Annotated in this window: 19 protein-coding genes; 9 read left to right on the forward strand and 10 right to left on the reverse strand. The window is 43.1% G+C overall.

Annotated elements, in window-relative coordinates:
- The first annotated feature begins 445 nt into the window (after positions 1 to 445).
- The 5 genes from EAE91_RS15080 to EAE91_RS15100 all read left to right on the forward strand — a co-directional run bounded on the left by EAE91_RS15080 (position 446) and on the right by EAE91_RS15100 (position 5,874).
- A complete protein-coding gene (locus EAE91_RS15080; RefSeq protein WP_244868866.1) occupies positions 446 to 1,045 on the forward strand; it encodes a TetR/AcrR family transcriptional regulator in 600 nt (199 codons plus the stop codon).
- Between the two features lie 121 nt (positions 1,046 to 1,166).
- On the forward strand, positions 1,167 to 2,204 hold the full coding sequence (locus EAE91_RS15085) for an NADP-dependent oxidoreductase (protein WP_214089215.1): 1,038 nt from the start codon (positions 1,167 to 1,169) through the stop codon (positions 2,202 to 2,204).
- A 52-nt stretch (positions 2,205 to 2,256) separates the two neighbouring features.
- Complete coding sequence (locus tag EAE91_RS15090) at positions 2,257 to 3,414, forward strand: iron-containing alcohol dehydrogenase (protein ID WP_214089216.1); 1,158 nt, start codon at positions 2,257 to 2,259, stop codon at positions 3,412 to 3,414.
- A 112-nt stretch (positions 3,415 to 3,526) separates the two neighbouring features.
- On the forward strand, positions 3,527 to 4,021 hold the full coding sequence (gene aac(6') / locus EAE91_RS15095; RefSeq protein ID WP_214089217.1) for an aminoglycoside 6'-N-acetyltransferase: 495 nt from the start codon (positions 3,527 to 3,529) through the stop codon (positions 4,019 to 4,021).
- A 257-nt stretch (positions 4,022 to 4,278) separates the two neighbouring features.
- Entirely contained in the window at positions 4,279 to 5,874 is a 1,596-nt protein-coding gene (locus EAE91_RS15100; RefSeq protein ID WP_214089218.1) for an ABC-F family ATPase, read from the forward strand.
- A gap of 76 nt (positions 5,875 to 5,950) precedes the next feature.
- Here the strand turns inward: EAE91_RS15100 and moeB are convergent, their stop codons facing one another.
- The 3 genes from moeB to EAE91_RS15115 all read right to left on the reverse strand — a co-directional run bounded on the left by moeB (position 5,951) and on the right by EAE91_RS15115 (position 8,911).
- Positions 5,951 to 6,703 carry a molybdopterin-synthase adenylyltransferase MoeB gene (moeB, locus tag EAE91_RS15105; protein ID WP_214089219.1) on the reverse strand — a complete coding sequence of 251 codons (753 nt, stop codon included), beginning with the start codon at positions 6,701 to 6,703 and terminating at the stop codon, positions 5,951 to 5,953.
- Positions 6,703 to 7,944: a molybdopterin molybdotransferase MoeA gene (moeA, locus tag EAE91_RS15110; RefSeq protein ID WP_214089220.1), complete on the reverse strand. Its 1,242-nt coding sequence runs from the start codon at positions 7,942 to 7,944 to the stop codon at positions 6,703 to 6,705. The genes moeB and moeA overlap by 1 nt, the downstream gene beginning before the upstream one ends.
- 220 nt (positions 7,945 to 8,164) lie before the next feature.
- A complete protein-coding gene (locus tag EAE91_RS15115) occupies positions 8,165 to 8,911 on the reverse strand; it encodes an SDR family NAD(P)-dependent oxidoreductase (protein ID WP_214089221.1) in 747 nt (248 codons plus the stop codon).
- Between the two features lie 522 nt (positions 8,912 to 9,433).
- On the opposite strand from EAE91_RS15115, the gene EAE91_RS15120 reads away from it, so the two are divergent.
- The 3 genes from EAE91_RS15120 to yeiB all read left to right on the forward strand — a co-directional run bounded on the left by EAE91_RS15120 (position 9,434) and on the right by yeiB (position 12,626).
- Complete coding sequence (locus tag EAE91_RS15120) at positions 9,434 to 10,621, forward strand: YbfB/YjiJ family MFS transporter (protein ID WP_214089244.1); 1,188 nt, start codon at positions 9,434 to 9,436, stop codon at positions 10,619 to 10,621.
- Positions 10,622 to 10,796: 175 nt separating this feature from the next.
- Positions 10,797 to 11,456 (forward strand): GTP cyclohydrolase I FolE, encoded by a 660-nt coding sequence (folE, locus tag EAE91_RS15125; RefSeq protein WP_049583451.1) that lies wholly within the window; start codon positions 10,797 to 10,799, stop codon positions 11,454 to 11,456.
- A gap of 21 nt (positions 11,457 to 11,477) precedes the next feature.
- Positions 11,478 to 12,626, forward strand: coding sequence for a DUF418 domain-containing protein YeiB (gene yeiB / locus EAE91_RS15130; protein ID WP_214089222.1), 1,149 nt, complete (start codon positions 11,478 to 11,480; stop codon positions 12,624 to 12,626).
- Here yeiB and sanA read toward each other — a convergent pair.
- The 5 genes from sanA to EAE91_RS15155 form a co-directional block, all read right to left on the reverse strand.
- Positions 12,514 to 13,338, reverse strand: coding sequence for an outer membrane permeability protein SanA (sanA, locus tag EAE91_RS15135; protein WP_244868867.1), 825 nt, complete (start codon positions 13,336 to 13,338; stop codon positions 12,514 to 12,516). The genes yeiB and sanA overlap by 113 nt on opposite strands.
- A 265-nt stretch (positions 13,339 to 13,603) precedes the next feature.
- On the reverse strand, positions 13,604 to 15,301 hold the full coding sequence (locus EAE91_RS15140) for an NAD-dependent malic enzyme (protein WP_214089223.1): 1,698 nt from the start codon (positions 15,299 to 15,301) through the stop codon (positions 13,604 to 13,606).
- Between the two features lie 214 nt (positions 15,302 to 15,515).
- Positions 15,516 to 16,400: a cytidine deaminase gene (cdd, locus tag EAE91_RS15145; RefSeq protein ID WP_214089224.1), complete on the reverse strand. Its 885-nt coding sequence runs from the start codon at positions 16,398 to 16,400 to the stop codon at positions 15,516 to 15,518.
- Positions 16,401 to 16,543: 143 nt separating this feature from the next.
- Positions 16,544 to 17,239 (reverse strand): CidB/LrgB family autolysis modulator, encoded by a 696-nt coding sequence (locus EAE91_RS15150; protein WP_214089225.1) that lies wholly within the window; start codon positions 17,237 to 17,239, stop codon positions 16,544 to 16,546.
- Between the two features lie 2 nt (positions 17,240 to 17,241).
- Positions 17,242 to 17,670 carry a CidA/LrgA family protein gene (locus EAE91_RS15155; protein WP_214089226.1) on the reverse strand — a complete coding sequence of 143 codons (429 nt, stop codon included), beginning with the start codon at positions 17,668 to 17,670 and terminating at the stop codon, positions 17,242 to 17,244.
- Positions 17,671 to 17,965: 295 nt separating this feature from the next.
- Between EAE91_RS15155 and EAE91_RS15160 the strand changes: the two genes are divergently transcribed.
- A complete protein-coding gene (locus EAE91_RS15160; RefSeq protein WP_041380015.1) occupies positions 17,966 to 18,490 on the forward strand; it encodes a DUF2778 domain-containing protein in 525 nt (174 codons plus the stop codon).
- A 273-nt stretch (positions 18,491 to 18,763) separates the two neighbouring features.
- On the opposite strand, the gene EAE91_RS15165 is transcribed toward EAE91_RS15160, so the two are convergent.
- Both EAE91_RS15165 and metG read right to left on the reverse strand, forming a co-directional pair.
- The gene (locus EAE91_RS15165; RefSeq protein WP_214089227.1) at positions 18,764 to 19,246 is read right to left on the reverse strand and encodes an Hcp family type VI secretion system effector; all 483 of its coding nucleotides are present in this window, start codon (positions 19,244 to 19,246) and stop codon (positions 18,764 to 18,766) included.
- 561 nt (positions 19,247 to 19,807) lie between these two features.
- Positions 19,808 to 21,835, reverse strand: coding sequence for a methionine--tRNA ligase (gene metG / locus EAE91_RS15170; RefSeq protein ID WP_214089228.1), 2,028 nt, complete (start codon positions 21,833 to 21,835; stop codon positions 19,808 to 19,810).
- Positions 21,836 to 21,986: the final 151 nt, after the last annotated feature.

Genomic DNA, 21,986 nt, shown 5'->3' on the forward strand with positions numbered 1-21,986 from the left:
TATTATATTAACTATAGGGACTATTACACCCTTGATGAAAATATTATAAAAAAATGAAATTGTTATAAATGTAATGTCATTGGTCATTAATATATTTATTTGCGGTGTGGCATTATTGATTTTTCTTGTTTTCTTCTTCGTGTCTGATTTGAGAGCACATTCTGAATCAAATTAAATCATATCACGATATCGTTTTGTCATTCAGAGTACCAACAGGAAGCTTGTTGCAGTTTTATTAAAAGTAAAAAATCAAAGCAGTTTATTTTTAATGACGTATTATTCTATTGATAAGTTGCCGGTGTAACATGCGCTTTAGAGTGACGCTTAAATCAGTAAGAAACGGGTCGCAAGTGGTGTTAGCAGGGAATTTCCTAATTTTTTTGCCGACTGAAAATTTTCGTTTTAAATTATAGACGACTGGTCTAATTCAGTATAAGTTATGTTTATGCAAATGAATAGAAATCCCCAAGATATCCGTCAGCACATCCTGGACATTGCCCAGCAAATTATTGGATGTAAAGGCTTTTCAGCCGTCGGACTTAATGAAATTTTAAAAGCGGCAGAAGTGCCGAAAGGCTCGTTTTACCATTATTTCGCGTCGAAAGATGCATTTGGTGCCGCTATGCTTGAAGATTACTTTACGCACCATCTCGAAAGGATGGATAACGTCATGGCGCGTAAGGAATGGACAGCGAAAGAGAATTTAATGCAGTACTGGCAAGGTTGGTTGGAGCCGTTAGAAGACGGTACTGTTTGTGGGCAAAAGTGTTTGGCAGTTAAGCTCGGTGCTGAGGTGAGTGATCTATCTATAGCGATGCGCTTGGTGTTGGAGAATGGGACCAAGAGTATTGTTATGCGACTTGCCTCTGTCGTGGAAAGCATTGTCCATGAGGGGGGATTGGACTGTTCTGTTGAGGAGGCTTTTCCGCTGGCTGAAGCGTTATATCAGACTTGGTTAGGGGCTAGCCTGATGGCAAAGATCACCCAGAGTAGCGCACCGTTACAAAGTGCTATGGCTACCACGAAGCGATTATTGAATGCATAGCGAATAAAAACACTGTTGGAAGTCACTATTCATCAGTGTTTTTTTATACCTAATGATTAGACGACTGGTCTACTTTTGGTATCCCAATGATACTGACTTTTAATGTTGAAGGAGAAGATGAATGTTTCAAACACAACAAATAAATCGCCGTATCGTCTTGGCTTCACGTCCGCATGGTTCCCCGACACTGACCAATTTTCGTCTGGAACAGCAATCTATTCCTGAGATAAAGGAGAAAGAATTGCTGTTACGCAGTGTTTTTCTTTCGCTAGATCCTTACATGCGTGGGCGAATGAGTGATGAACCATCTTATGTGCCACCGGTAGAGCTTGATAGCGTTATGGTTGGTGCAACAGTGAGTCGGGTTGTGTCTTCAAATCATCGGAGATATCAGGTGGGTGATTGGGTACTGGCATATAGCGGTTGGCAGGATTATGCCGTTTCCGATGGTAGCGGCCTTCTCAACTTAGGCCAATCGCCTGTTCACCCATCCTACCAATTAGGGTTGTTCGGTATGCCTGGCCTTACTGCTTATACCGGGCTGTTGGATATCGGTCAACCCAAGGCTGGTGAAACATTAGTTGTTGCTGCGGCAACGGGTCCGGTTGGTGCAACGGTTGGTCAGATCGGCAAGCTTAAAGGTTGTTATGTCGTTGGCGTAGCGGGTAGTGCAGAAAAGTGTCGCCATGCTGTTGATGTATTAGGATTCGATGTTTGCCTTGACCACCATGCTCCAGACTTTGCAGAACAGTTGTGTAAGGTTTGTTCGAAGGGGATTGATATTTATTTTGAAAATGTGGGCGGCAAGGTATTTGACGCTGTTTTGCCGTTACTGAATGACTTTGCACGTGTTCCGGTTTGTGGAATGGTGTCTTACTACAATTCCACTAACCTTCCAGAAGGGCCAGATCGCTTGTTTTTGTTGATGAATAAACTACTGCGGAAGCGAATTCGGATGGAAGGATTCATTGTTACTGATAACTATACTCGGCGTTTTGATGAATTCTTACGTGATATGTCCGCATGGTTTGATGATGGCAAGATAAAATATCGTGAAGAAGTAGTGTCAGGTTTGGAAAATGCTCCAGAGGCGTTTATTGGCCTGTTACAAGGCCGTAATTTTGGCAAGTTAGTCGTCCGTGTCGGCCCTGATAATTAAATGCTACTAGACATATTAAAGGGTCATATTCGACCTATACAGCGAGGTAGTTGTGAGAAATTTTAAATATTACAACCCAACTAAAATCGTTTTTGGCAAAGAGACTATTAGCCGTCTTGATAACTTGGTGCCACGGGATGCGCGGGTACTGATTCTCTATGGCGGTAGCAGTGCTGAAAAAACCGGAACGTTGGATGAAGTCAGGAGTGCGTTGGCTAATAGAACTATCCAAGAGTTTGGTGGTATTGAAGCTAACCCGACTTACGAAACTTTGATGAAAGCGGTTGAATTGATACGCAATAGTGAAGTGGATTTCTTGCTTGCTGTCGGTGGTGGTTCTGTGATTGATGGCACTAAATTTGTGGCGGCAGCGGTGAATTTTGAAGGAGAGCCTTGGCGTATTTTGGAAGAGGGGGGATCTCTTGTTCAGAGTGCTCTGCCGTTTGGCACCGTTTTGACGCTACCCGCGACGGGTTCAGAGATGAACAATAGTTCGGTGATTACCAATAAGGCGAAGCAAGCTAAGCGGGATTTTATGAGTCCGTTTGTTTTTCCCCAATTCTCCATTATGGACCCAACGAAGACCTATACTCTTCCATTACGTCAGGTAGCTAATGGGGTGGTTGATGCTTTCGCACACATTATGGAACAGTATTTGACTTATCCGGTCAACGGTATGGTGCAGGATCGGTTTGCTGAGGGGCTATTGCAGATATTGATTGAAATAGGTCCTCAGGTGATAAACGCCCCGGATAATTACGAGATTCGTGCCAATTTGATGTGGGTCGCGACTTTGGCTCTCAATGGCTTAATTGGTGCGGGTGTGCCGCAGGATTGGTCCACACATTTCATCGGCCATGAATTAACTGCGCTTTACGATATCGATCATGCACGAACGTTGGCGATTATCCTGCCGGCTACTTTGCAAATCTGCCGGGAAAGCAAACGCGCCAAACTGTTGCAGTATGGTGAGCGTGTTTGGGGAATTACCAGTGGAGAGGAAGAACAGCGGATTGATCAAGCTATTGCATATACTCGCAGTTTCTTCGAGGATTTAGGAATTCAGACCCGTTTGTCGGATTACAACCTTGGTATTGATGACATTGAGCGGGTGGTGAGACAATTGGAAGTTCACGGTATGACTCAATTGGGTGAAAATAGAGACATTACGTTAGATATTAGCCGCCAGATCTTGCAAGCAAGCCTTTGAGTTGGAGGAGCGCCTTGGGATGCCGGGGCTGCTCCTAAAATTTTAAGTCTGTTTTAGTGAATGAATTTGCAGTACGATATGAATTAAATAGGAAAAAATGTCTGAGTCAAAAATGGATAATAAACATCAGCAATCATCATGTATTCAATTGGAAAATAATCTCTATCAGATTGTAGTGAGTAACAGCCATAATTTTAATGAGTGGTTGTATTTGCGGAGTGCATTATGGCCCACGGCATCAGAAGAAAGACATCGCGAAGAAATGAACTCGATTTTGAATTCTGATAACCAGATTGCTTTTATGATCCAATCGGATTTAGGTGATTTTTGCGGTTTTGCAGAGGCTTCACTGCGTTTTGAATATGTTAATGGATGCAATTCCTCACCCGTCGCTTACCTTGAAGGGATCTATATTTCCCCGGAATTAAGAAGAAAGGGTTTAGCGACTCGTCTTATCACTCATATTAAAAATTGGGCTAAAGATCATGGATGCACTGAAATGGTATCAGATGCTGATATAAATAATGAAGAATCATTGGCTCTTCATTTGTCTCTTGGATTTATAGAAACAGAACGGGTAGTTTTTTTCAGGAAGTTAATCAAATAGGGATCAATTGGCTGGTGAAATGGGACTTGGACTATTTCTATCATCATTCATCTCTTATAACTGAATGCTGATGCGAATTACATTGTGCTACATATATTATGTGTCTCTGACATGACAATGTAGCCTCATGTATGCATCTTTAATTAGCTCGAATAACGCTCAAAACTTCCCGCGATCTCTTAACCTTGTTGTGGCATAATGCGCCGCTATTGATTTTTCCGATTTCCCTTTTGTTTCTAAATGTAAGAGCGAATGCAGTGTTAAGTACAAACAACATCACCATGCAATTTGGCAGTAAACCCCTGTTTGAAAACATTTCTGTCAAGTTTGGCAACGGTAACCGTTATGGTCTGATTGGCGCTAATGGTTCTGGTAAATCCACTTTTATGAAAATTCTGGGGGGTGATCTGGCACCCACTGGCGGTAATGTCAGCACCGATCCCAATGAGCGTATTGGTAAACTGCGTCAGGATCAGTTTGCTTTTGAAGAGTACACGGTGTTGGATACCGTGATTATGGGGCACACGGAACTGTGGCAGGTAAAGCAGGAGCGTGACCGCATCTATGCGATGGCAGAAATGAGCGAAGAGGATGGCTATCGCGTTGCGGATCTGGAAGTCGCTTATGGCGAGATGGATGGCTATAGTGCCGAAGCGCGTGCCGGAGAGTTGTTGCTAGGCGTTGGTATTCCAGTAGAACAGCATTACGGTTTGATGAGCGAAGTGGCACCAGGCTGGAAATTACGTGTATTGCTGGCTCAAGCGCTGTTTTCTAATCCTGATGTTCTGTTATTGGATGAACCAACGAACAACCTGGATATCGATACGATTCGTTGGTTAGAGCAAATACTGAATGAACGAAATAGCACCATGATCATTATTTCCCATGATCGTCATTTCCTGAATACAGTTTGTACTCATATGGCCGATCTTGATTATGGCGAGTTGCGTCTGTTCCCCGGTAATTATGATGAATATATGGTTGCCGCTACTCAAGCCCGTGAGCGTCTGGTAGCGGATAATGCGAAGAAGAAGGCGCAGATTGCGGAATTACAGTCTTTTGTCAGCCGTTTTAGCGCTAATGCTTCTAAATCAAAACAGGCGACTTCCCGTGCTCGTCAGATTGATAAAATCCAGTTGGAAGAAGTTAAAGCATCCAGCCGTCAGAATCCCTATATCCGTTTTGAGCAGGATAAGAAATTGTTCCGTAATGCTCTGGAATTGGAAGGTTTGACTAAAGGTTATGACAATGGTCCTCTGTTTAAAAATCTCAATCTTTTGCTGGAAGTTGGCGAGAAAATAGCGGTTATCGGTGCTAACGGTATCGGTAAAACGACCTTCCTGAAAACATTGGTTGGTGAGACAGAGCCAAATAGTGGCACAGTTAAATGGTCTGAAAATAGTAGCATTGGTTACTATGCTCAGGATCATGCCAGTGATTTTGACTGCGATCTGACGGTTTTTGATTGGATGAGCCAATGGAAGCGAGAAGGGGATGATGAACAAGCTGTTCGTAGCGTATTAGGACGTTTGTTGTTCAGCCAGGATGACATTAAGAAAAAAGTCAAAGTGTTATCGGGTGGTGAAAAAGGGCGGATGCTATTTGGTAAATTGATGATGCAACAGCCAAATATTCTGATAATGGATGAACCAACAAACCACTTGGATATGGAATCCATTGAATCCCTGAACCTTGCGCTTGAATTGTATAAAGGTACTTTGATATTTGTTTCTCATGATCGGGAATTTGTTAGCTCATTGGCAAGCCGAGTTATGGAAATTAAATCTGATAAGGTCATTGATTTCAAAGGTACTTATGATGAGTATTTGAGAAGCCAGGGAATTGCTGAGTAATAATCTTATGAGATAAATCGCCCTGGTTGAGATAACCGGGGCGTGTTATTGCTTGTTATTTCCATCGGTGGATAGATTAACTGCTGCACACTTCGCAATTAGGATCTTTGAGTAATTTAATATCACGAAATTGCATCGTCATTGCATCAAACAGTAAAATCTTTCCGCTGCTGACTTTGCCATACCCAGTAAGGAGTTTGATGGTTTCCATTGCTTGCAATGTACCGATGGTACCTACCAATGGTGCCATAACTCCTGTTTCTACACATGTTAGATTGTTTTCGCCAAACAGTCTGCTCAGGCAACGGTAGCAGGGGTCGTTTGGCTGATAAGTAAATGTAGTGAGTTGTCCTTCCATGCGAATAGCTGAGCCTGAAATCAGAGGCGTTTTCCTTGCCAGACACGAGCGGTTCAGTTGTTCGCGGATTGCCACATTATCAGTACAATCCAAGACAGCATCATTCTGGCTGATAAGTTCATCTAGCGCCTGATCTTCCAGTAATCCATTAACGGTTTTAATCGTGACATGCGGGTTTATTGCCCGGAGCGTCAACTGGGCTGAATGCACCTTAGCCATGCCGATACGTTCATCTCGATGTAGGATCTGCCGTTGCAGGTTCGAGAGAGAAACGGTATCAAAATCCAGTAATGTTATTGTTCCCACACCTGCTGCGGTCAAATATTGGGATGCTGCGCAACCTAAACCACCCGCACCGACTATCAGGATTGTTGAAGATTTTAATTTTTCCTGACCGTCAAAATCAAACCCATGTAGAACAATCTGACGGTTATAGCGTAGGGTTTCTATGTCTGTTAGTTCAATGGCCATTATTCATTTTTCAGTAAGTGATTAAACAGTTCGATTTCAACATTTTCACCAATTTCTACCCGCCCGCGTTCACGCTCCAGAACAATGAAGCAGTTCCCCTGACTGAATGAACTAAATATATGAGAGCCTTGATGTCCTGTCGTACGAACTTCTAGTTCACCTTGTTCATTCACCGAAACAATGCCCCGTTGAAAATCCATTCTTCCCGGTGTCTTTTTCAATGACGTAGTGACTTTGGCGCACATACGCATAGGGGGTTGCCATGCCGTAAAACCAGATAGACGCGCGATTAAAGGTTGAACTAATTGATAGAAAGTGAGAACGGCTGAAACTGGATTACCGGGCAGACCACAGAACCAAGAGTTTTTTAGTTTGCCAAAAGCGAAAGGTTTACCCGGTTTAATGGCCAGTTTCCAGAAACTGATTTCGCCTAATTCATCCAGTATCTGCTTAGTGTAGTCTGCTTCACCTACAGAAACGCCACCACTGCCGATGACTACATCAGCTTTTTGATCTGCTTGTGCGAAAACATGGCGTAAAACCTGGGGATTGTCTGCAATAACGCCTAAATCAATAATGTCGCAATCCAGCTTCTCTAGCATCAGTCGAACGGCAAGACGGTTGGTATCATAAATTTGCCCTTCCTTAAGTGGATGACCGATAGCTTGTAGCTCATCACCCGTCGAGAAAATGGCGACTTTCAATTTGCGAGCCACTTCAACGTCGGTGATACCTAAAGATGCAATCAAGGGTAGCTGAGCGGTGGATAATTTACTGCCTGCCGGTAGTACCACCGCACCTTTAGTAATATCTTCGCCAGCCAGCCGGATATTCTGACCTTGTTTGGCTGGTTGAGTAAAAACGATACCGTCATCAGTAATTTCTGCGTGTTCCTGCATAATGACCGTATCAGCACCCGAGGGAATCGGTGCGCCAGTCATAATACGGATACAAGTTGCAATCGGCCATTCTCCTTGAAAAGGTGCGCCTGCCAACGCCTTTCCTGCCAGAGGCAGTGGTTTATTGCCATTTAAATCGGCATGGCGTACGGCATAACCATCCATTGCTGAGTTAGCAAAGGGGGGCACATTGATAGGAGAAATAATATTTGTTGCAGTGATGCGTCCTGACGTTTGCAGGAGGCTGACAGTTTCTGTGTCAGTCAGTGGTGTAACTTGGGTCAGAAGTTTTTCCAACGCCTGCTGCAAAGAGATCAATCCAGAGGTATGACAGTGATCCATAATGATGCTCCCAGATAAGGTTTTTCATTAGTGGCATTATGGCAGAGATCATCATGTGTGTGAGTGATATTTGACTTTGATCGTATGTCCCATACACGCGGCGTGGTGTTGGTTATCCAAAACGCCGCGACTTGAAAGATAACGGGTATAGAACATGATGATTAACCTGGCATTAGGAAATCTGCTGTTGTCATAGCCAGGTTAGAAAGCGAGTAAGCGCTTATAAGGTTTGACCACTGTCAACTGTTATAATTTGTCCTGTCATCGATTCTGCGTTTAACAGCATCAAGGTTATTTCTGCAACATCTTCTGGCGTTGAAATTCTTTCTAAGGGCAAATAAGTGCAAAGTGTATGCATTTTCTCTTCTCTCCCTTTCCACCATCTTGTTTCAACGGCACCTGGCGCTACGCAGTTAACCCTGACCGATGGAGCTAGTGCTCGAGCTAAGGATTTTGTCAGTCCGTGAACCGCTGATTTTGAAGCGGCGTAGGGGATACAAGAACCCAAACCTGTTTCGCCAGCGATACTACCGACATTCACGATAGCACTCCCCGTTCTTGCTTTAAGATAAGGCACCGCATACCGGCAACAATAAAATGTGCCTTTCACATTAACATCAATAATGGTATCCCAAATATCGCTAGATATGGCATCAAGATCGTCAAATTGAAGTTGTCTGGTTGTCGCCGCGTTATTCACCAGATAGTCGATCCCGCTAAATGTTTCCACGACGGTGTTTATCATTGCCTGCACAGCCGATTCGTCGGCAACATCCGCTTTTATCGCGATAGCTTGCCCCCCATCCTTGATAATGGTTTCTGTTGTTTCCCGCGCTTCAAGTTCGCTTTGTGAATAGATCACTGCGACAGCAGCACCTTGTTTTGCCAGCATAATACTGATAGCCCGTCCTATACCGGTTCCACCACCGGTTACAATGGCTGTCTTACCTTGAAATGCTTTATACATAAAAATGCTCCTTATTAATATTTGTACATAACATGATGAATCATATCTCTTATAGATAGGTTTGTTAGTACCATTTTGGCATTATTGTGTGGACAATATTGTGTGGAAGTCTGACTAATTCAGCTCATGTTGTGTTGTAAAACTCGATTTAACCTTAATGAGGTAACTTATTAGAGGTAAAGTAAATAAGTGGAGCAGAGTACGAAAATTCATATATACCTTATAGATTTCAAGATGCTTCGCGACGGCAAGGGAGCGAATCCCCGGGAGCATAGGTAACATAGGTAACATAGGTAACTATGTGAATGGGGTGAGTCAGTGCAGCCAACAAAGAGGCAACTTGAAAGATGACGGGTATACGTTGATATTCCAGATACTGTAATTAATTGCTTACTGATTTTTTAATTATGGGCAGAAATAATTTACGTTTTTCTGGGGAATTTGTTAATTAAAAGTATATGTTGTATTTGATTTCTGTTATGGCTTATGAGAAATAAATTAAAAAAATAATATTTTATGGCTATGAACAATTCAACTTCTCCTCAACAAAGTCACCGTTACCTAGCTTTTCATATCGCAATGAGTGGATTTTTGGCGCTGGTCGTCGCGATGGGAATTGGGCGTACTGCCTTCACTCCTCAAGTGCCTTTAATGATTGCAGAATACCAGTTTAGTCTGACTGGGGCAGGTATCGTTGCAGCTTTTAACTATCTGGGATATCTGGCTGGTTCCTATGATGCGATGCGGTCGCGCCGTTTGATTGAATATCGGCTTTGGGCCGGATTATGGGGAGCGGTGATTATCACGCTGTTCTCTGCGCTACTGTATGGGGCGATATTGCACAGTATTGCCCGTTTTTTTATTGGTTGGGCAAGTGGCTGGACATTGGTATTGGTAGCATCATGGGCCAATGAACAGTTGGCTAGATTGAATCGTCCTGCGTTGAGTGCCGCTATATTTGCGGGGCCGGGAGTCGGGATATTCGTTACTGGTATCCTTGCTATTGGTATTCAAGCATGGCAAGTGAGCGCCTCCGCAGCGTGGCTGTTATATGGCATTTTGGCACTGATTTGTAGTATCTATATTAGTCGGCATTTGCCCCGTCGTGGTGAGCTACACAGTTCACAGGCCGAGGTAAAGAAACTGACTTTGACGCCTGCAATTAAGCGGTTGGTATGGAGTTACAGCTTAGCGGGGTTTGGTTATATTTTACCTGCGACTTTTCTTTCGCAAATGGCAAGTGATCGTTTCCCCGGCAGCTTGTTTGCTCAGTTTGTCTGGCCAGTATTTGGTGCTGCCGCAGTCATCGGCATCGGTTTTGCTATTCTGGCCCGTCATATGCTGACAACGCAAATCCGGCTTGCGATCACTTTATGGATTCAGGCCGTGGGCATTCTTATCGCTGAGATCATTCCGGGAATCGGTGGTCTGGCACTAAGCTCTTTGTTGGTTGGTGGTGGTTTTATGTGTGTGGTGCAAATGGCGTTTCAGTATGGGCGTGAATTAGCACCAGAACATAGTCGTTATATGGCCGGGTTATTAACCACCGGATATGCGGTCGGACAGCTTATTGGGCCGATGCTGTCAGCAGTTTCTACCGCAATAACCGGGAGATTGGAGCCTGCGTTATATGTCGCATTGATTAGCTTGGTCATTGCCGGGTTATTGGTTTGTAACAGGAATAAACCGACCAGTGAGGGGCATGGGTAAAAAATTCATATAATTATGAAAAGCAATCACTGGATAATCACCACGTGCTCATTTACAGTGTGGGTAATAGTTACCTGTTAGTAGTGAATTGTTTCGGTTATGGTCTTCATGACTCGAATATCCATCCATTTTACTACCCGCCAGATGATGAAAAGTAATATCTTTGGAGAAAATAATGTCATCCTTAAGTAAAGAAGCTGAACTTGTGCATTCGGCGCTGGAAGCTCGTGGTCTTGAAACGCCTTTGCGTGGTCAGGCGTTGGTGCCGGAAGTGCGCAAAGCGCGTATTGAGGAGCATATGACGGAAATTATGAAACTGTTGAATCTCGATTTGCGTGATGACAGTTTGGCAGAAACCCCCAGTCGTATTGCAAAAATGTACGTCGATGAGATTTTTTCCGGGTTGGACTACAGTAATTTCCCAAAAATCACGTTGATAGAAAATAAAATGAGAGTGGATGAAATGGTGACGGTGCGTGATATCACACTAACCAGCACCTGCGAACACCATTTTGTAACCATTGATGGCAAGGCGACGGTTGCCTATATTCCAAAAGATAAAGTCATTGGGTTATCTAAGATTAACCGTATTGTGCAATTTTTTTCGCAGCGTCCACAGGTACAGGAACGTCTGACCCAACAGATCCTGATTGCATTACAGACACTGCTTGGCACCAATAATGTTGCTGTATCGATTGATGCGGTCCATTACTGTGTGAAAGCGAGAGGTATCCGTGATGCAACCAGTACCACGACAACAACTTCTCTGGGTGGATTGTTTAAATCTAGCCAAAATACCCGTCAAGAGTTTTTACGCACGACTCGTCATGTGTAATTTTTACATCGGGATATAAGAATGGCCTGCCAGAGAATTGACTCACTGGATAGTATTCGTGGTCTGGCAATACTGGGGATATTGCTGCTCAATATCTCCGGTTTTGCTTTGCCATCCGCCGCTTATTTAAATCCGGCATATAATGGTTCTGCTTCTTTAACTGATTTGCTGGTCTGGTCTGTACTTAGCGTTTTTGTTCAGGGAAAGTTCTTGTGTATTTTGGCTTTCTTATTTGGTGCGACCTTGGAACTGCTATTACCAAGGGGCAAAATCTGGAATTACCCACGATTAACTATACTTGCTCTAATTGGAGTGGGGCATGGCATCCTATTTTGGGATGGCGATATTTTACTCTCTTATAGTTTGGCCGGTTTTTTCAGCTTTCAATTGATTAGCCAAAATAGCGCCAGCAGCAAGTTATTTATGAAAGGCGCTATTTTTTATCTGATCGGATTAGCGCTATTGTTTATTCTTGGCTTTCTTTCCAGCGGCGAATCTAATGATGTTTCTTGGCAGACGACGGAATTCCATGTGTTATACGAAACATATTGGAAAACGTCTGGTGGGTGGCTGGCAGTAAAAGAGCGTTTTAATCAGGTTATGTTGATGATGGTCATGCTGTTTGTTCAGTATGGCTGGCAGCTTATCGGTATTATGTTATGTGGTGCGGGATTAGTGCGTAATGGTTGGCTAAAAGGCGAATTTTCAGTGAGCCATTATCGAAATGTGGCGCTATTGCTGATACCTCTCAGTGTTGCTGTTCAGATATTCTCTGTCGCGCTCCAGTATATCCATAATTGGGATTACTTTTGGTCAGGTATTATCGGTTATATCCTTGCTGAGTTGGTAACGCCATTTCAGGCACTGGGCTATATGGCTTTGATATATGGTTTCTGGCCGGTTATTTCATGCTGGCGAATTAATTACTGGCTCAGTCAGGTTGGACGAATGGCGATGAGTAATTATTTGCTACAAACCCTAATTTGTACTCTGTTGTTTTATCATCTTGGGTTTTTTGGTCAATTTAGCCGTTTGGAATTACTTGCATTTATTCTTCCTATTTGGGCGGTGAATATTCTGTTTTCATGCTGGTGGTTACGCCGTTACCCACAAGGGCCGGTAGAACAGCGGTGGCGTGAGATGACGGCGATGTTGGCCCGGTCGGATTAAGTTGGGTTTTATCCATTGTCCGTAATTCTTCCGGAGTGACGGCGGGGTAATCAGTCATACCTTTTGGTATCTTATGCGGAGCGGGAATAGGGATCAACGGGCCTAAGAAACGAGGTTCGCGTTTCAGAATATAAAGATCAGTCAGGGCACCAAGGCGGGCAATGATTTCACGTAATCGAACAGTAATCATATTTTTGGGTGTAGAAACCGCATAACATTGAGCGGTAATTCCCATATGCATAGCGATAAACAGTGCTCGTTCACAATGAAATCGTTGAGTAATAATCGTGAAGTCGTTGGTGTTAAAAACCTTCCGAGTTCTGACTATTGAGTCAAGCGTTCTGAAACCAGCAAAATCCAGTACGATATTTGCAGCGGGAATACCCGCTTTTACCAAATCTCTGCGCATGGTGACTGGTTCGTTATAACTTTGCTGAGCGTTGTCACCACTAAGTAATAAATATTTGATTTTGTCGCTGTTATAAGCGTTAACGGCTCCCTGAATACGGTACATATAGTACTGATTTGGTGCGCCAGAAAGGTAATATTTAGACGTACCAAGCACTATACCTACTTCCCGTTCAGGAAGTCGTTTAAGATCATCAAAGATATAGGGGGCTGTTTTCCAGCTAATCCAGCGGTCAAGTGCAATAGCTGTCAATATCAGCATCCCTGTGATGAATAACAGACCAGTTATCAGGCGCTTCCACATGCTTTTGCCTTTTTGTACACATTAGTTACTGAATTTGTAAAAGGCTACTTTACCTGAAATTTCTAAGCAAGTTTTCTCTTTGGCCTTTTTTAGCCGTAGTGGGTCTGATGAGGTGCTTATTGTTGCTTTGTGCATATTAGCTTTTCAGATTGAGGAGTATCTTTGACTCCGTTAAACGGCAAGTCCGTATTAGACTGATGGTAAGAAAAAAGCCTGATAGTAAAAGTAAACTAACAGGCTTTTTGCATATTTTTAGCGATAAGAATCAGAATGAAGTACGTTTATACACGCGATATTCAGGTTTCCAAAAGTTGCGTTCAATCGCTTCATCCAGTGCGCCATCCGAGGTAACAGTGGCAACGCCCTGTATTTGTGCTTCTTTGGCGACTTGTTTAGCAATTTTACGTGACACTTCCTGAATATCATCAATAAGTGGCAATAACGGACCTTGACCTTGTTGGGCTAAGGGTGAACAATCCGCCAGTGTTCGGCTTGCTGCCATCAGCATACTGTCAGTAACCAGTTTAGCCCCTGATGCAATGACACCCAGACCAATTCCGGGGAAGATATAGGCGTTGTTACATTGAGCGATTGGATATTCCTGATCTTTATATTTTACCGGATTAAACGGGCTACCTGTCGCAACCAAGGCGGTGCCATCTGTCCAGTTGATGATATCTTCAGGGCGAGCTTCAACGCGGGAAGTTGGATTCGATAACGGCATGACGATTGGACGTTCACAGTGTTGATGCATTTCACGGATGATCTCTTCTGTAAACAAACCTGACTGGCCTGAAACACCAATCAATACCGTCGGTTTAGCATTACGGACAACATCAAGCAACGAAATGGCATCGCTGTTCACATCCCATTGAGTCAATGAGTCGCTTTTCTGTACCAGCTTATTCTGGAAATCCAATAGATTTGGCAGTTTGTCTGTCAATAAACCGAAACGGTCAACCATGAAAATACGGGCACGAGCCTGTTCTTCACTTAAACCTTCGGATTTCATCTGGGCGACGATCTGTTCTGCAATGCCGCAACCGGCGGAACCCGCGCCAAGGAAGGTAACTGTTTGATCTTTTAACTGACGGCCAGCCGCGCGGCTAGCGGCAATTAAGCTACCTAACGTAACGGCGGCGGTTCCTTGAATATCATCATTAAAGCAACAAAGCTCGTGGCGATAACGGTCAAGTAGAGGCATGGCATTTTTTTGTGCAAAATCTTCAAATTGCAGCAGCACATTTGGCCAGCGGCGTTTAACAGCCTGAATAAATTCGTCTACGAATTCATCATATTCTTTACCCGTGATACGCGGATGACGCCAGCCCATATATAACGGGTCATTCAGGCGTTGCGGGTTGTTAGTGCCGACATCCAGAACGACTGGCAGTGTATAAGCCGGGCTGATGCCACCGCAGGCGGTATATAAAGAGAGCTTGCCGATAGGAATACCCATGCCGCCAATGCCTTGGTCGCCCAAACCAAGGATACGTTCACCATCGGTAACCACGATGACTTTTACATTTTGTTTGGTCGCATTTTGCAGCATATCATCAATATGTGCTTTGTTTGGATATGAGATAAACAGGCCACGGGCACGGCGGTAAATATCGGAAAAGTGCTCACAAGCTTCACCAACGGTTGGCGTGTAGATGATTGGCATCATTTCGTTCAAATGTGCATCCAGCAGGCGGTAGAACAGGGTTTCGTTAGTGTCCTGAATATTTCGCAGATAAATGTGCTTATCTGCGTCATTTTTGAAATCAAGATATTGTCGATAAGCACGTTCAGCTTGTTCTTCGATGGTTTCGACTGCTTCCGGTAATAAACCGTAAAGATTAAAATTGCTGCGTTCTTCTTTAGTAAAAGCGCTGCCTTTATTCAGCAAGGGGAATTCCAACAGAATTGGGCCAGCATGGGGAATATATAGTGGACGTTTACTTTCGTGTTCCAGTTCCATGAATCTTACTCTTTGAACTAAATGGATAACAAGGTTAACTACAGATCCTAAGAGATAGGAAAAATATGTACAGCAAATGTTACTTAATTAGAGGTATTATGAGTAAAAATGAGAGATAACATCCAGATTTGGCTAATAAAATGTTACGGTAATTGTTTTTTATAGCGGAAAACCCTCTATGTAGATAGAGGGAAAAATGAATTTTCCACTGAATTTAGAAAGTGTAGTAATCAAATTTGCTGCAACCGAGCGTAGCAAGTATGGATTGAGTTGCACTTCGTTGGGATAAATCACAGTTTTTTTCCTCAACCAACACAGCTCTGTCGATAGCCAAGAAATCACCACCAGAAATGTTCATCAGAATCAGCGCTGCTTGTAATGGGGGTAAGCTTGGGTTAAATGCGGCATTTTCTGCATAACGCCCGGGATAAATTTTTCCATCTTTTCCTAAAAGCGCAATGCCACTGTAGGAATTACTGTATGGGGCATAGCTCTGGTTTGCTGCATCTAATGCAGTCAGGACTAATTTATCCGTGGTTTCTAGTTTATAACCATGATTAACCGGGTCCATCAACAACGTCTTGATGCCCAGATCGTTTGGGCCAAAAGAATCTGGCAGATAATGACCTAATGTTGAAGGTACCTGCTTTGGTAGGTGAATCTCTAATTGGGTGCCACTATTAAGTTCATTCATAAATTGACGGCAATGGCCGCACGGAGAGTAATTCACAGTCACAGATGCCAGTTTTTTCTCGCCCAATAACCAGGCGTGAGTAATCGCACATTGTTCAGCATGAATCGTTTGCTGTAGTGGCACGCCAGCAAATTCCATATTAGCGCCAAAATAGAGATTTCCGCTTTTACCGCGGGCAATGGCACCAACATTGAAATGTGATATTGGTGTCAGGGAACATGCCGCTGCGAGTGGTAACAGGGCGACAGCCAGGGTATTGTCATCAAAACCGCAGGCTTTCTTAATAGACTCAGCTTGTTCAGCAGTAAGCATGGCAGGAAAGTCATTGTTTCCTGCATAAGGTAAAAGTGCATCCTGTAGTTTAGCAGGTAGTTGTACCCAAATAGGGTGAAAACGAGCTTGCATAGTGTGATCTCCGAATTAACTTAAGAATCATTCTAAGTTGTCTGATTAGATTTGTAATGTGATAAATGTCATATAGATGAATGAGACTTATGTAATTGAAGTGGATAATCAAGCGATTAATATCAAATTTCCTAACAGCTAAACTAGCTAAATAGGTATAACAGCACCGGGAATATAAAGGGGGCTGTTAGTGAAGTAATGATACCGCAGGTCATCAATGCCAATGAGCTGTATGCGCCTTCAACAAAATTGACCTCTGCACAGCGGGCAGTACCCAAAGCATGTGATGCCGTTCCCATTGCCAAGCCGCGGGATGCTTTGGTTTTTACCTGTAAGAGATCGAACAGGTTGTGACCAAATATTGCCCCGAGAATGCCGACAAAAATGACGCAAGCAGCGCTGATTGCCGGAATACCGCCAATGGCATCTGCTACTGCCATTGCTATTGGCGTGGTGACGGATTTAGGTAATATCGAAGCGGCCATTTCAGGCGTTGCGCCCATCCACAAGGCAATAGCAGTGCCTGTTACCATAGCGACAATACTGCCAATAAAACAGATGCTGATAATGGATTTCCATTGGGCACGGATCTGATGTAGCTGCTCATATAAAGGAAATGCCAGCGCAACCACGGCGGGTTGGAGTAGATCATTTAGAATTCGGCTGCCGGCAAAATAGTGTTCATAAGGAGTGTGGGTTATCAACAATATTGGAATAATGATGGCGATAGAAACCAATAAGGGGTTCAGAATGGGAATTTTGCATCGTAGTGAAAGTTTTCTTGCGGTGTAGAATACAATCAATGTTAATGGCAGTGACCACCAAATGTGACTTAACATTTTTATTTCTCTTGTCTCTGTTGTTCACTCTTAATTTCTGATGCGGAACCCATAATTGGACGTTCACGATGAACATAGTGGGAACTGCAAGCAACGATAATCATAACAATTGCGGTACTGATCAGGCATGAAAAAACAATTGGAATTATCTGTTGGCTGAGTTGATCGTAATAATTCATCACGCCTACGCCAATAGGCAGAAACAGCAAAGTCATATTTTTTAGTAACAGACTACAACCTGGTTTTGCCCAGTGAGCAGGAATTAGTTGGAGAGCCAATAAAACGAACAATATCAACATGCCGATAATACTGCCGGGAATAATGATGGGTAATAAGGAAGAAATGGCATTGCCTGTCAACAAACACAAATAAATCAGAACAAATGCTCGCAGGTACTGCCAACCAATAACCAGTACTTCACGAAACGACATAACGAAATTCCTAATTCCGGTGAGGTATTCATCATACAATTAACTTTGGGGATGTGCCATCTTTTCCTTCGAAAGGATGACGGAAATTTCGGCGGTTCTGGATTACAGCCCCGATAAAATGATTAGCAAGATTGGTAATGTGTGGTTTGATTTAATATGAGATTTTCTAGAAAAAAGTGAACTTTATGATAGCGTTGAAGTCCAACCATACGAAAACATACGCTATGGAAAAAATAGTAATTTAATCAATTGCAGGTTGGAATACAACTCGCAGATATATTATATGGGAATAACCATGCAAATTTGTAGGATGAATTATAACGACCTGTCCGATAATGGACGAAAGGCTAAATTTCATTGTTATGGCGTTGGTATATTTGACGTTTTCTCTGGTCAAGATCCATATGTCAACAAGTCTGAATGTTCTTACATTGAGAAATCAGCAATTCCTCCAGGTCAGTATTGGATTGTTGATCGTCCGGTTGGTAGCATAGCGAACCAAGTCAGAGGCACAGCTCTTGATATGATTCATGGTACTAATCATTCTCAATGGTTTGGGTTATATAGTTTTCAGACAATGAATGATTATATATTCGTGAACGGTGTTCGACGCGGAGCATTTCGTCTTCATCCATTGCGTCCGAATGGTAGCGGCGAGTCTTGGGGATGTATCACCTTTTATCGTGTCTCTGACTTTAATATCGTGCGAAACGCTCTGCTCCGTACCCATAAGTTTAAAGTACCGGGCAGCTCATTGATGGCATACGGTAGAGTTGATGTTACGGGGAATACAAATTTTGGTGCGTGTAAAGTTTCTTAGCTTTTTTGGTTATTTACTATGCCTGTTGATCGCACTGCTAGCGTTCCGGCTCATTACTCCGTTAAACTTGGCTGTTTATCAGGTGTACCGTATGGTAGAACGTTTCCTGAACAGGATAAATTTGGGTTGGTTAGGAGGAAATTACGAGGATAGCTGGATTGAATTGTTTATAGACATCTTTGCACTCTTAATGATAGCTCTAATTATACACAAAATCGCCAGTCGGATCTTTAATAGACTTCGGTAAAATGCCGGATATTCCGGCGTTATTTATTAGCGCTCTTTCCACGAATCAGAGTAAATGATATTACCGTCAAGGTATTTCCACGTAATTTTCTCGTATCTGATTTCAACGGATTCTAGATGATTAAGGTGTTGGTAAGATGGATCTTTTATATTATGCATTACTGGAGAAATTGAAACAATTTTCACTCCGCTCATAAGGATATGAAAATACTCCTCTTCCTGACCTGCATCGTCTATTCTGTACCACTTGATATTGGCAGATTGTAACGTCTGTCCAGTGGCAACAGCTTTATATAGGTATGGAGATGCCCGATCAAATTCTTTTTCGAAACTCATTGAACCATGTACTCTGGTACCCGTTAGTTTTCCTGTACTACTATCAGTGGGAATATATAGACTATGGTTAAAACTCAGGATTTCAATGCTACCCTCGCGATTTTGTACATCGACAGATCCCTTAATGTCTGCACCACCATCATCTTGCAACCATATATATGCCGGTATGGCCATACTAACCTCCTAATAACTTTCCTACACATTGATTTACTTCAATTCCATTCTAAATTCGATGATAATTTAACTGAATTATCTCACTATAACTAGTGATAACTTCATTAACTACTTTGAACTTACTTTCTATTGAAGAAAATCTAAAGTGGATACTGGAGACGGAAATTTTCCATGTCACATATAATTAACCAATAAAAGAGGATCAAAACCAAGGTACGGTAGTTGACTTGTTCAACACAAAACAGCTAAAAAATCCAAGTGCAGGTCTATCTTCTATTGGCCCTTTATTGGCCCTTATTCGACAATTAACGAAAAAGTTTGCCCAGAAAACCGATTCTCAAGGTACAAGCTGGATACCAGTCACCTCAGTAATAGTCCTTACTAAGTATTTTGAAATGAAGACTCTAATTTACTGGCAGCTTTCACGACTTGCTCGCTGGCATGTTGAAAGTGATGTTCTGGGTAAATCCAAAATACAAGGATGTCAAAGCTCACATTAAAATCAAGCGGGGATCATTGCTGATCCCCGAGGGTAAAAATATTAATGAAATAAATTAACTATTATTTCACTTGCATACCGGGTTGTGCGCCGCTGTCAGGGCTGAGTAAGAAGATATCTTTTCCGCCAGGTCCGGCGGCCATAACCATCCCTTCCGAAATACCAAAGCGCATTTTGCGTGGTGCCAGATTAGCAACCATAATGGTTAAACGGCCTTCCAGTGCTTTTGGATCAGGGTAACTGGAGCGGATACCCGAAAATACCTGACGGGTTTCGCCACCAAGATCCAACATTAGTTTCAGCAACTTATCTGAGCCTTCGACAAAATCAGCCTGTTTAATAAGGGCGACGCGCATATCAACTTTGGCAAAATCATCAAAGGTGATGGTGTCTTGAATCGGATCTTCTGCCAGTGGACCGCTGACTTTTTGTGGTGTGTTGATGCTCTCTTTAGATGCTGCAACCATAGCGTCCACTTTATCCATATCAATGCGGTTGAACAGGGCTTTAAAGGCAGAAACTTGATGATCTAGTAGCGGTTGTTCAATACCATGCCAAGTGAGTTCTGTATTTAAGAAAGCTTCTGCGCGTTCTGCCAGACTTGGCAAAACAGGTTTCAGGAAAGTCATCAAAACGCGGAACAGGTTGATGCCCATTGAACAGATAGCTTGAAGATCGGCATCACGGCCTTCTTCTTTTGCCACTACCCACGGCGCTTGCTCATCCACATAACGGTTTGCCAAATCAGCCAGTGCCATGATTTCGCGGATTGCTTTGCTGAATTCGCGGTTATTAAACTCTTCTGCAATCACCTTTGCTCCATCAATAAATTGTTGGTAGAGCGCCGGATCAGCCAGTTTATCCGCCAGCTTGCCGTTAAAGCGTTTATTGATGAAGCCTGCATTACGGGAGGCCAGGTTAACAACTTTATTAACGATATCGCTGTTAACACGCTGAACAAAATCTTCCAGATTCAGATCGATATCATCAATGCGAGCAGAGAGTTTGGCTGCATAGTAATAACGCAAACAGTCTGCATCCAGATGATCCAAGTAAGTGCTGGCTTTAATAAAAGTACCTCGGGATTTGGACATCTTCGCACCGTTGACGGTGACATAGCCGTGAACAAATACGTTGGTTGGCTTACGGTAACCGCTGCCTTCCAACATAGCCGGCCAGAACAGGCTGTGGAAATAAACAATGTCTTTACCGATAAAATGATACAGATCGGTGGTGGAATCTTTTGCCCAGAACTCATCAAAGCTTAGATTTCCGCGTTTGTCACACAGGTTTTGGAAAGAGCCCATATAACCGATAGGAGCATCCAACCAGACATAGAAATATTTGCCCGGCGCGTCAGGAATTTCAAAGCCGAAATAGGGGGCATCACGGGTGATATCCCACTGTTGTAAACCGGATTCAAACCATTCCTGCATTTTGTTGGCAACTTGTTCCTGTAATGCGCCGGAACGGGTCCAGGCTTGCAACATGTCACTGAATGCGGGCAGATCGAAAAAGAAATGTTCTGTTTCACGCATTTCTGGCGTCGCGCCGGAGACGGCAGAACGTGGGTTGACTAGCTCAGTTGGGCTGTAGGTTGAACCGCAAACTTCGCAATTATCGCCGTACTGATCTTCCGCCTTACATTTCGGGCAGCTACCTTTGACAAAGCGATCCGGCAGAAACATATTCTTTTCAGGATCATATAACTGAGAAATAGTACGACTCTTAATATGGCCGTTTTTCTTCAGTTCGAAATAGATTTTAGTTGAGAATGCTTGGTTCTCTTCACTATGCGTAGAGTGATAGTTATCATAGCTCACTGAAAAGCCAGTAAAATCCTGATGATGCTCTTGGTTCACCGCTGCGATCATCTCTTCAGGAGCAATACCCATTTGCTGAGCTTTCAGCATGATTGGCGTTCCATGAGCGTCATCGGCACAGATAAAGTGAACCTCTTTGCCGCGCATTCGTTGAAAACGGACCCAAATATCTGCTTGGATATGTTCCAGCATGTGACCGAGGTGGATTGGACCGTTAGCATATGGTAACGCGCACGTCACCAATAATTTTTTTGCGACTTGAGACATAGTAAGGATCTGACTTCCAATAAGTGAAAAAGGAAGTTTGATGTTAACCGATCAAAAAAATTGTCGCTAGGGTAAGGTTTAATCTCAGTGAGTTTTGTGGGATAAAAATTGAATTAGTGAGCAGGAAGTGGGTTTTTATCGCCAATCTTAT

Origin of the sequence: Photorhabdus noenieputensis (assembly GCF_018448935.1) — a bacterium.
GTDB lineage: Bacteria > Pseudomonadota > Gammaproteobacteria > Enterobacterales > Enterobacteriaceae > Photorhabdus > Photorhabdus noenieputensis.

Coding starts and splice junctions, on each gene's coding strand:
- EAE91_RS15080 (WP_244868866.1), top strand. CDS start 446: ATGCAAATGAATAGAAATCCCCAAGATATCCGTCAGCACATCCTGGAC.
- EAE91_RS15085 (WP_214089215.1), top strand. CDS start 1,167: ATGTTTCAAACACAACAAATAAATCGCCGTATCGTCTTGGCTTCACGT.
- moeB (WP_214089219.1), bottom strand. CDS start 6,703: ATGGCCATTGAACTAACAGACATAGAAACCCTACGCTATAACCGTCAG.
- moeA (WP_214089220.1), bottom strand. CDS start 7,944: ATGGATCACTGTCATACCTCTGGATTGATCTCTTTGCAGCAGGCGTTG.
- EAE91_RS15115 (WP_214089221.1), bottom strand. CDS start 8,911: ATGTATAAAGCATTTCAAGGTAAGACAGCCATTGTAACCGGTGGTGGA.
- EAE91_RS15120 (WP_214089244.1), top strand. CDS start 9,434: ATGAACAATTCAACTTCTCCTCAACAAAGTCACCGTTACCTAGCTTTT.
- folE (WP_049583451.1), top strand. CDS start 10,797: ATGTCATCCTTAAGTAAAGAAGCTGAACTTGTGCATTCGGCGCTGGAA.
- yeiB (WP_214089222.1), top strand. CDS start 11,478: ATGGCCTGCCAGAGAATTGACTCACTGGATAGTATTCGTGGTCTGGCA.
- sanA (WP_244868867.1), bottom strand. CDS start 13,338: ATGTGGAAGCGCCTGATAACTGGTCTGTTATTCATCACAGGGATGCTG.
- EAE91_RS15140 (WP_214089223.1), bottom strand. CDS start 15,301: ATGGAACTGGAACACGAAAGTAAACGTCCACTATATATTCCCCATGCT.
- cdd (WP_214089224.1), bottom strand. CDS start 16,400: ATGCAAGCTCGTTTTCACCCTATTTGGGTACAACTACCTGCTAAACTA.
- EAE91_RS15150 (WP_214089225.1), bottom strand. CDS start 17,239: ATGTTAAGTCACATTTGGTGGTCACTGCCATTAACATTGATTGTATTC.
- EAE91_RS15155 (WP_214089226.1), bottom strand. CDS start 17,670: ATGTCGTTTCGTGAAGTACTGGTTATTGGTTGGCAGTACCTGCGAGCA.
- EAE91_RS15160 (WP_041380015.1), top strand. CDS start 17,966: ATGCAAATTTGTAGGATGAATTATAACGACCTGTCCGATAATGGACGA.
- EAE91_RS15165 (WP_214089227.1), bottom strand. CDS start 19,246: ATGGCCATACCGGCATATATATGGTTGCAAGATGATGGTGGTGCAGAC.
- metG (WP_214089228.1), bottom strand. CDS start 21,835: ATGTCTCAAGTCGCAAAAAAATTATTGGTGACGTGCGCGTTACCATAT.